Origin of the sequence: Streptomyces sp. NPDC004542 (assembly GCF_040610035.1) — a bacterium.
Taxonomy (GTDB): domain Bacteria; phylum Actinomycetota; class Actinomycetes; order Streptomycetales; family Streptomycetaceae; genus Streptomyces.
In genome coordinates, this window is record NZ_JBEXLP010000151.1 from 1 (window position 1) to 9,713 (window position 9,713).

Annotated in this window: 9 protein-coding genes and 1 pseudogene; 4 read left to right on the forward strand and 6 right to left on the reverse strand. The window is 74.1% G+C overall.

All coding sequences use genetic code 11. The features are described 5' to 3' along the window. Positions 1-193: 193 nt before the first annotated feature. From ABZX30_RS36955 to ABZX30_RS36965, 3 genes are read left to right on the forward strand one after another with little or no spacing between them, the layout of a single operon-like run. Positions 194-1,189, forward strand: coding sequence for an iron-containing redox enzyme family protein (locus tag ABZX30_RS36955; RefSeq protein WP_355942510.1), 996 nt, complete (start codon positions 194-196; stop codon positions 1,187-1,189). 21 nt (positions 1,190-1,210) lie between these two features. Next, positions 1,211-1,864 carry a HemK2/MTQ2 family protein methyltransferase gene (locus ABZX30_RS36960; protein ID WP_355942513.1) on the forward strand — a complete coding sequence of 218 codons (654 nt, stop codon included), beginning with the start codon at positions 1,211-1,213 and terminating at the stop codon, positions 1,862-1,864. A gap of 31 nt (positions 1,865-1,895) precedes the next feature. Continuing rightward, the gene (locus ABZX30_RS36965) at positions 1,896-2,093 is read left to right on the forward strand and encodes a CDGSH iron-sulfur domain-containing protein (RefSeq protein WP_355942533.1); all 198 of its coding nucleotides are present in this window, start codon (positions 1,896-1,898) and stop codon (positions 2,091-2,093) included. A 217-nt stretch (positions 2,094-2,310) separates the two neighbouring features. On the opposite strand, the gene ABZX30_RS36970 is transcribed toward ABZX30_RS36965, so the two are convergent. Then, positions 2,311-2,739, reverse strand: a complete 429-nt coding sequence (locus ABZX30_RS36970) for a subtilase-type protease inhibitor (RefSeq protein ID WP_355942515.1) — start codon at positions 2,737-2,739, stop codon at positions 2,311-2,313. A 585-nt stretch (positions 2,740-3,324) separates the two neighbouring features. Between ABZX30_RS36970 and ABZX30_RS36975 the strand changes: the two are divergent. Then, positions 3,325-3,531, forward strand: a pseudogene (locus ABZX30_RS36975) (alpha-hydroxy-acid oxidizing protein); the annotation flags it as partial. A 10-nt stretch (positions 3,532-3,541) separates the two neighbouring features. Here ABZX30_RS36975 and ABZX30_RS36980 read toward each other — a convergent pair. From ABZX30_RS36980 to ABZX30_RS37000, 5 genes are all read right to left on the reverse strand, one after another. After that, positions 3,542-5,167, reverse strand: coding sequence for an RICIN domain-containing protein (locus ABZX30_RS36980; RefSeq protein WP_355942518.1), 1,626 nt, complete (start codon positions 5,165-5,167; stop codon positions 3,542-3,544). 398 nt (positions 5,168-5,565) lie between these two features. Next, positions 5,566-5,943, reverse strand: a complete 378-nt coding sequence (locus tag ABZX30_RS36985; RefSeq protein ID WP_355942521.1) for a toxin Doc — start codon at positions 5,941-5,943, stop codon at positions 5,566-5,568. Positions 5,944-5,946: 3 nt separating this feature from the next. Beyond that, positions 5,947-6,186 (reverse strand): hypothetical protein, encoded by a 240-nt coding sequence (locus tag ABZX30_RS36990; protein ID WP_355942524.1) that lies wholly within the window; start codon positions 6,184-6,186, stop codon positions 5,947-5,949. A 180-nt stretch (positions 6,187-6,366) separates the two neighbouring features. Continuing rightward, on the reverse strand, positions 6,367-8,607 hold the full coding sequence (locus ABZX30_RS36995; RefSeq protein WP_355942527.1) for a glycoside hydrolase family 9 protein: 2,241 nt from the start codon (positions 8,605-8,607) through the stop codon (positions 6,367-6,369). A gap of 184 nt (positions 8,608-8,791) precedes the next feature. Further along, positions 8,792-9,713 (reverse strand): discoidin domain-containing protein (locus ABZX30_RS37000; RefSeq protein WP_355942530.1); only part of this gene is annotated, 922 nt, incomplete at its 5' end.

Sequence of the window (9,713 nt, forward strand, 5' to 3'; positions counted from 1 at the left end):
GGTCATGCTGCGTGAGGCGGTGAGAACCGGCAAGAGCGCGAACGCCGTGATCGCGCTGCCCATCGCCAGTCTGCCCGGAGCAGGTCGCCGTCCAGGCCTCTGTGCGGCTGACGTCGCAAGGCCGGCTCGGCGGGCACGGTGGGCACCTCGGGAGCGACCCTGGCGTCGACCTCCGACTCCGCCTTCACCGGCGGTGCCCGCGCTGCCCTCCGCGCGCGGCCCGGTCTCCGCGGCCGTCGAGGCGTACCTGCTGGGCGCCGGCCCGCCACCGCCCGAAGAGGCGATCGAGGCGGCCGACGTGTACGGCGACGACCTGCAGCTCGCCCTCTACCTCTGCTACGAGCTGCACTACCGCGGCTTCGCGGGCGTGGCCCCCGACCGCGAGTGGGACCCGGACCTGCTGCGCGCCCGGGCGGTCATGGAGCGGCGCTTCCTGTCCGCGCTGCGCACCGGAACCCCGGCCCACGACAGCCTCGACGACGCTCTCGCGGAGACCCTCGTCGAACCCGTCGACGGCACCGGCGTCAGCCACTACCTGCGCGACGAGGGCGAGCTGTGGCAGCTGCGGGAGTACGCGGCCCAGCGCTCCCTGTACCACCTGAAGGAGGCCGATCCGCACGCCTGGGTGCTGCCGCGCCTGTGGGGCCGGCCCAAGGCGGCGATGGCCGCCGTGGAGTTCGACGAGTACGGCGGCGGCCGCGCCGACCGGGTGCACGCCCGCCTCTTCGCCGACCTGATGACGGACCTCGGCCTGGACACCACGTACGGCCGCTACCTGGACGCCGGGACGGCCGAGGTGCTGGCGACGGTGAACCTGATGTCCCTGTTCGGCCTGCACCGGGAGCTGCGCGGTGCCCTGGTGGGGCACTTCGCCGCGGTGGAGATCACCTCCTCCCCCGGCTCCCGGCGGCTGGCCGAGGCGATGCGCCGCACGGGCGCCGGGCCGGCCGCGGAGTTCTTCTACGACGAGCACGTGGAGGCCGACGCGGTGCACGAGCAGGTGGTGCGCCACGACGTCATCGGCGGACTGCTCGAACAGGATCCGGGGCTGGCGGCGGACATCGCCTTCGGCATCGACGCGACCGGATACCTGGAGGAGCGTCTCGCCCGGCGGCTGCTGGACGCCTGGCGCGCGGGAGAGTCCTCCCTGCGGATACCGCTTCCTCAGGAAATGCACCATACCTCCTGAAGGGCGGGGTACCCGCGTCCCGTGAACGAACTGGTACTTCCGGGCGTGTACGCGCCCCAGGACGACACCGAGCTGCTGGCCGAGGCCCTGGCCGAGGAGCCGCTGGAACCGGGTGCCCGCGTGCTGGACGTGGGCACCGGCAGCGGCGCCCTCGCCCTGGTCGCCGCCCGGCGGGGCGCCCACGTGACCGCGGTGGACGTGTCCCGGCGGGCGGTGTGGACGGCCCGGCTCAACGCGTGGCTGGCCCGGCTTCCGGTGCGCATCCGGCGCGGGAACCTCTTCGGACCCGTGCACGGCCGGTCGTTCCACCTGATCCTGGCCAACCCGCCCTACGTACCGTCGCCCGACACCCGGCCCGAGCCCCGTGGCCGGTCCCGGGCCTGGGACGCCGGCCACGACGGCCGCCTCGTCCTGGACCGCATCTGCCGGGACGCCCCCGCACTGCTGCGCCCCGGCGGAGTCCTGCTGGTCGTCCACTCCGCGCTGAGCGGCCCCGAGCGCACCCTCGAGCTGCTGCGCCAGGCCGGGCTCAAGGCCACGGTGATCCGCTGCCGCTGGATCGACTTCGGGCCGGTGCTGCGGGGCCGGCACGGCTGGCTGCGGGAGCGCGGGCTGCTGGCGGCGGCCGAGCAGGAGGAAGAGCTGGTGGTCGTCCGTGCCGAACGAGCCTGCTGAACCGAGCGAGCCCGCCGGACCGGACGCGTCCCTGGACGCGCAGCCGTCTGTCCCGCCGCGGCGCGTCACCATGCGGCGACGGGGCCCGATCCTCGTCGACGGTCCGGTGGAGGTGGAGCTGGAGGACGGCAGCACGGTGTCCTCGGACCGGTTCCGCGTGGCCCTGTGCACCTGCCGGCGCAGCCGTCGCTACCCCTGGTGCGACACCAGTCACCGGCGCCGGAGCTGAGAGCCGCGCGCCGTTCGGCCCGCCGGGGCGGCTTTCCGCCGCTTCCCGGGGTGCCCCGGGACGGGCAGCCCGGGAAGCGGCCGTGAAACCGGGGGCGGCGGGAGGCCCCACTCCGCCCGCCGTCCCCCGGTGCGAGATCGCCGGGCCCCGGGACAAGGGCCCGCACTCCCCAGCTGCGGGCCTGTTCCGGTGGTCACGAGGACCGGCGATCCCGGTCTCAGAACGCGAAGAGGGCGCCGTAGGTGTCCCTCGTGCACGCGTTGGGGAAGGTGCGCTCGTAGGAGACGCGCTTGCCCTGCCAGACGCCCTCGACCGTGACGACGACGGGGTCGTAGAGCTTGGTGCAGAAGACGTCGTCGCCGCTCTTCAGGCCGCCCGGGTCACCGCCCGCGCCGCGCAGTTCCGCGCAGGCCTGCCCGGCGGCCGGGTGCGTGCCGGAGGCCGTCGGGGCGCAGGAGAGGGTGACGGCGCGCTCCGGTGTGGCGGCGGCGCCCTCGCCGTGGCCGGTGGTGAGCACCAGGGCCGAGGGGGCGTAGAGCGACGACGGGGCGCTGCCCGGTGCGGCGACGGCGGCCCCGGTCAGGGGTCCGCAGACGGTCACGGCCGTGAGGCCGATGGTCGCTGCCCAGCGCGCGGTGGTCCGCATTGTGTGCATCCTTCCGCTCGGATAGACGGGTCGCCGGCCCGGACCGGTGGGTGCCGGGACGGCGTGCGCCACTCTGCCGAGTCCGCCGCCGAATCTCACATCGAACCCATAGGTTTCAGTAACCTTGCGTGTTGAATCAGTGGCGTGAAGTCACGGCATCCGAACGCTCGAACACCGAAACTGAGCGGTTCTTGATCGCCTCAAATCGCCAACTGGCTGGATTTCACCAGGTCGTTAATAGGCCTGAAACATTCCGGTACAGCCGCGGCGCCGGTCGCGTTCGGCGGCCGTCCGGCCGCTCGAACCGGCCCGGACCCGCACGGGCCGGCCGGCGGCCCGGGGGCGGCTCCCGCGCCCTGCCCGCCGGCATGGTCGGCTCGGCGCACGAGCGGCGACGAGAGGCGGGGCGTACGGATGGCGGAGCACTGGGCGGACTTCCCGTACGAGATCTACCTGAACGGGATGACGGGTGCCGTGCCGCGCCTGCCCACCGACCTGTCCCGGCTGGAGGAGCTCGTGGAAACACCGGCTGGGCCCCGGTCCGGCCGGTTACGTGGCGGGCAGCGCGGGCAACGGCAGCGCTGCGGCGACGACGTCTTCAAGGCACTCGCCCTCGGCGCGCGGGCGGTCCTGCTGGGCCGGCCGTACGTCCATGGGCTCGGTCTCGACGGGCAGGCGGGCGTGGAGCACGTCATCCGCTGCCTGCTCGCGGAGTTCGACCTCACCCTCGCCCTGTCCGGGCACGCGGGCCCCGCCACCGTCGGCCCCGGCGACCTCGAGGGACCCGCGTGAACCCTGGCCGTCAGCGCCGCGTGCCGCCGCCGGGCAGGTCCACCGGCTCGACGGAGGACCCCTCGGTGCCGGTGACCGACAGGGAGCCGGGGCTCGCCGACGGCGGGTCGGTCAGCCAGCGCTGCCCGGTGGAGCTGTCGCGGACCTTGACGACGATGTCGGCGCCTGCCTCCTCGCCCGCGGTGGTGAGGGCGAGGGTCTCGTCCCAGCGGGGCAGCAACTCGCCGTGCACGGTGAGGTCGTAGCGCACGTCGTCGGCCCGCCCCGCCTTCTCCTCGGCGCATGTGCCGAGGACGACCACACCGGCGTCCGCGTGCGAGTCGAGGCACAGGTCGGGGTCGGCCGCGCTGCGCAGCAGGCCACCGGTCTCGTACGTCCACTGCTGGGTGACCGCCGGCGAACACATCGCCAGCAGCACGCTCCCGCCGGCCCTGGGCCTGCCGTCGGTGTCCAGGCAGAGCCCGGCAGCGGCGTTGCGCAGCCGCGTCCGCCGGGTCGCGGCGGGCAGCTCCGCCGCGCCGGGCGGGGAGACGGACGTGCCGGGCGTGGCACGGGAGCCGGAGGCGCCGGTAGCGGCGACCGGGTCGGTGCCGTCCCCGCCGTCCGACAGCAGGCTGATCGCCAGGACGGTCGCGAGCAGCCCGGCCGAGGCCAGGCCGACGCCGGTGAGCAGTGTCTTCGGTGACCGGGCAGCCGAGGGGGCACGGCGCGCCGGCAGGGGGATCCGCACCCGCTGCCGCCCTCCCCCGCCGGGCCGTCCGCCGCTGCGCCGGGGGGTGCCACGGCCGCGCGGTGCGGCCGCGTCGGTGCGGCCGGGGCGGGAGTCGAGGTAGCGGCGGGCGCCCCGGCCGAGGACCGCTTCGGCGAGCAGCGGGCCGGTGCCGGCCTCGATGTCGCCGAGCTGCTCGGCGGCGTACCGGCAGTAGTCGCATCCGGCCAGGTGCCGGCGCACATCGGGCAGCAGCGCGCCGCCGCGCCGGATCGGCACGTCGAGGAGACGGTTGTAGAAGCGGCACTCCTTGGTCGGCGCCAGGTCCCGGTGGGCGCGGACGCAGCCCTGACGGAAGTTGTCCCGGGCCTGTTCGAGGGCGGCCGCCGCGGTGTCGGCGTCCATGCCGAGCAGGGCGGCCGGGACGGTGAGCGGTTCCGCCTCGACCTCGGTGTGCCACAGCAGGCACCGCGCGAGCGGCGGCAGTTGCTGGAAGGACCGCTGGGCAAGGACGCGGTTGTCCGGGATCACGGACCTCGCCGCGCGCACACCGCGGCCCCCGGCCGGTCCGGCCAGGTCCGGCAGCACCTCGGACAGGCGGTCGTCGGTCGACCAGTCGGCGACCGTGTCGCGCACCGCCACCAGCAGCCTGGGCCGCAGGGCGCCGGCCGGCTCGCCCGCCGCCAGCCCGCCGAGGACCCGGTGGAAAGCGGTGGCGGTGGCCATGTGGGCGACGGTGCCGTCGGCGGCGAGGCAGATGACCGCGTAGTCGTGCGCCGGTTGCCAGTGGCGTGCCATCAGCAGGGCTACGGAGGCGGCGGTTTCTTCCTCGGATCTCCCGCGCAGCCGGTTCGCGAGTGACTCGTCGGTCTCTGCGAAGACCCCGCCGGGCGGTGGGTACGGAGGAGGGGGGTGGGGGGTGGGCACGGAGTGAATCCTTTGGTGCGTGTGCGCTCGAGTGGCTCACCCTTGCACAACTCCTCAAAGGGCAACAAGGAGTTCGGAGACACCGGTGATTTTGACGGAAAGTCAGGCTATAGGTGTGCTTTCACCTTTCCGTGCGCCCCGTGTGAAGTACGCGCACGCGCCGGTCCGCCGCGCACGCTTCCGGCGCCCGCCGCCGCGCAGTGCACTGGGCACCGGTCCTTCTCTCGAGGCCCCGCGCGGAACGGCGGCTCTGCCGCGCGGCACCGGCCGCCGGCCCTGTTCCTCCCGCCCTCGGCCGGCGGCCCCGGACCGATCCGCACCGGCCCGGGGCGACTTCCCCTGCCGGCGGGGGCGGGTGCCGCGGCGGCGAGCCGGTTCGAACGGGTCGTCCCCGGCGGTCAGATCTGCCAGGACCGGAGCCGGTCGGCCGCGCCGTAGACATCGGCCTTGCCGGTCATCAGGTCCCGGGCGAGGTCGACGAGTGCGCCGTAGGGCGGGTCGATGCCGGCCCCGCTGACGAACATGTACGCCACCGCCGTCGCGCAGGCGAACCGCGCGTTGGCCGACGGCAGCGGCTTGAGCAGGGCGAGGGTGTGCAGCAGGGCGGCGGCGCGCCAGGCCGGATCGGAGTCCACGCCGAGGCGCGGCGGGTCGACACGGTGCCGGGCGACGGCGGCGACCAGGGCCGAGAAGTCGTTGATCGCCGGCTGTTCCGGGAGCACTTCCTCGTGGCGCTGGAGGAGCCACGGGACGTCGATATGGAGGACGGGCGGCATGGGTCAGGCGGCCTCGCCCCTGCCGGGGGGCTCGTCGTCGGGGAACGCGGCCGCGAACTCCTCGGCGTGCGTGGCGAAGAAGCGGCGGAACGTCTCCGCGCCCTCCTGCAGCGCGCGGTGCCGGGCTATGTCGGCCGCGGCCGCCTGGCGCACCAGGGCCTTCAGCGACGTCCCCCGCTCCTTGGCGATCCGCCGCAGGTCCTCTAGCTCGCGCTCGCTGAACTCCACGTTGAGAGCTGGCATGTCCCAACGGTAGCGCGAGGGTACTTGCACGTAAATAGCCGCAGGTCAGGGTGGACATCCGGGGGTACCCGGGAGGTGGAGCAGCAGGTCCGGCGGAGCCGCCGTGGCCCTGGACGCGCCCGGCCACGGCGGCTTGCCGGTCACCCGGGACCGGGCGGCCTCGCGCCCGGTCCCGGGGGGCTATCCCTGGTCCGCCACGAACGACGCCATCCAGGCCAGGGCGGCGTTCCAGTTGATCGCGTTCTCGTTGGTCGACCAGGACTGGATGTCGTCGAGGTAGCAGAACTGGCCGACGCAGCCGAGGAGTCTGCTCTGCGCGTAGGGGTCCTGGATGCCCGAGTTGGCACCTCCGGCGAGGGTGCCGCTGGGCGGGTTCGGAAGGTTCGGGTCGAGTTCGTGGGCGTACCAGCGGCTGTGCTCGTTGTGGGAGTTCACCTCGCCGTAGCCGGTGACGTAGGAGATGTTCAGGGCGTTGCGGCCGAGGACGTAGTCCATGCTCTGGACCGCGCCGTCGCGGTACTTCGCGGCGCCGGTGAGGTCGTAGGCGGCCGCGACGACGTGGGCGTTGTTGAGGATCTGGGCGTTGGAGCCCCAGTCGTACCTGTTGTCGTCCGGTGCGTAGGGCATGCCGTACGGCTGGGCCTTCAGGGTCGCCAGGTAGGTGTCGGCGGCCTCGGTCACCGACCGGCGCACCTTGTCCCGGCCGGGCAGCCTGCTGGGCACGGTCGCCAGATCCAGCCGGCCCGCCGCGGCCGTGCGGCCCCAGTCGAAGCCGAGGCTGCCGAAGATGCCGGCGGTGTGCAGCGGGGAGCCGAGCACGTGGTCCGCGAACTGCTTCTCACCCGTGGTGAGGTACAGCTCGGCCGCCGCCCAGTAGAACTCGTCGGTCGCGTCGTCGTCGGCGTAGGCGCCGCCGCCGGTGCCGTCGTCCGGGTCCGGGTACATCTCCGGGTGGGCCTGGGCGGCCGCCCAGGCCTTGCGCGCGGCCGTCAGCGCGCGGGCGGCGAAGGCACGGTCGTAGGGACGGTAGAGGCGGGCGGCCTGGGCGGCCGTCGCCGCCAGGTTCAGGGTCGCCTGGGTGGTCGGGGCGTGCAGCTCGCGCTTCTGCGGGTCGTCACTGGGCAGCAGGGGCAGGCCGGTCCACTCGGCGTCGTGGACCTTGCTGTGCGCCATGCCGGCCAGCGGCTGTCCGTCCGGCACCTGCATCTTCAGCAGGAACTCCAGCTCCCAGCGGGCCTCGTCCAGCACGTCGGGCACCTTGTTGCCGCTCTCCGGCAGGGCGAGGGTGCCGTCGCCCAGCTTTCCGGGCCGCCCGGTGCGGGCGTGCAGCGAGCGCTCGTAGGTGCTCAGCAGCTCCCAGGTGGCGATGCCGCCGTTGACGACGTACTTGCCGTGGTCGCCCGCGTCGTACCAGCCGCCGGTGACGTCGAGGGTGTAGTCGCACAGACCGGGCACGCAGGGGACGTTCGCGTCGCCCTGGTTGGGGGCGGTGTCCAGGTGTCCGGCGGGCCTGCCGTAGCCGGGGCGGAGCGCGTCACTGATCGCGATGCCGCTGCGCTGGGTGTAGTAGTACTTCAGCGAGTCGAGGCGCAGGCGTTCGTACGCGCCGGTGCCGATGTCGAACGGGCGGCTGGTCTCCCCGTCGGCGACCAGGGTGAAGTCCTTGCCGCGGCCCCGGTAGGCGCCGAAGTCGATCGACTGGACGTTCTGGCCGGAGGAGACGTCGGTGCCGCGCGGCACGGTGAAGCCGTGGGCGACCGTAGTGCCCCCGGCGTCGCGCAGCCGCCAGGGCAGCCTGGTGGTGACGTCGGTGACCAGGGTGGCGTTCTTCGGGCCGGCCGGCAGGTACGCCACCTGGTTGACGCGGACGCGCGGTCCGGTGTCGGGCTCGTACACCTCCGGCGGGACCCCGCCGAGGAGCGACACGTCGTCCAGGCAGAACCGCCAGGCGTCCGCGCCGCCGCCGACCTGGAAGGCGACCTGGGCCTGGCCGGTGTCGACCGGCGAGGTGAAGGTGTAGGAGTAGCTGTCGCCGGAGACGGTGAGCTGCGGGCTGATCTCGTACCAGGTGTCGTACGGGGACACCTGAAGCCCCACGACCGCCCGCACCACGTGTCCCTCGGGCGCACCGGAGGCCTTGAAGGAGAACCGGTACGACTCCCCCTTGACCAGGGTGATGTCGTTCTGTCCGACGGCCACGTCCCAGCGGTTCGCGGTGCCGCCGGGCACGTCGGCGCAGAGCTGTCCGCCGGACAGGCCCGCGGTGACGTTGTTCGTCCACCACGGGTCGGCGGTGGTGTCGAAGGTGCCGTTCCTGACCTGTTCGGTCTCGTCGGCGCCGGCCTGGGCGGCCGGCAGCGCGGTGAAGGCCGCGGCGAGGAGTGCGGTCACGGCGAGCAGGGCGGTTCTGCGTCGTGTCATGTCGGTTCCTCACACGGCATGGGAGCGCTCCCAAATACAGGACGCACGCCATGCTGTTCGAGACATGACATCCCGTCAACCGTCCGGACGCGACAGTTTTCCCGCCCGGACCGCCGTGCCGTGCCGGTGCCCGGCGGGCGACGTCCGCCCCGTCGCCACGGGCAGACGTCGCCCGCCCGGGGCACTAGACGTCGAGCCGGGTGAGCCGCACCGCCCCCTTCGCCTCACCCGGGTGGGCGCTGGTCAGGGTCAGCCGGATGCGCGAGCCGCGGGCCGCGTCGAAGGTGATCACCGTCGGGGTGTCCGAGGCGGTCGCCCACTCGACGCGCGCGCCCGTCACCGGCGTGTACCCCGTCCCGTCCCCTACCTCGATCCCGGCCGACGCGGGCAGCGAGTGCGTCGCGTCGACGGTGAAGGAGGCCTCGATGCGGTCGAAGGTGCGGGTGCGGCCGAAGTCGACGGACACCCAGTCCTCGGCCCGGGCGCCGTTGAACGCGGGCAGCAGCGCGGTGGCCGGCTTGACGAAGGCGTTGGACCAGCCGGTGGCCGGGTCGCCGTCGAGCATCGCGGCGGGCAGGGTGTCGGGACGGCCGGAGTAACTGGCGTCCGCGAGCGGATGGCCGGCGGGCGCCGGGTGGTCGGGCCGGAGGCCGGGGGCGGGGGTACGGACCACCGAGCGGGCGGGCGTGGTGCGCACCCGCACCGTGCCCTTGCGCAGACCGTCCACCCGGGCCGTGACCTCGAGGGTGCCCGCTTCCGTGCCGGAGCGCACGATGGCCAGGGCCTTGCCGTGGAAGGCGGTGCGGGTGCTCGACCGGTAGGGCTCCGCGCTCTCCTGGCGGCCGTTGTCGAGCCCGGCGAGGGAGCCGCCGGTCACCTGGAAGGCGATGAGGTGCTCGGCACCGGGCACGACCACCCCGTGCGCGTCGACGATGTCGGCGGTCACGAAGAGCAGCGAACGGCCGTCCGCGGCGAGGGACCCGCGGTCGGCGGTCAGGCGCACCGCGTGCGGGGCGCCGGCCGTGCGCAGCACGTCGGTGGCGACCGCCTTGCCGTCCCGCCGGGCCACGGCCTTCAGCTCGCCGGGCGCGTACGGCACCTTCCTG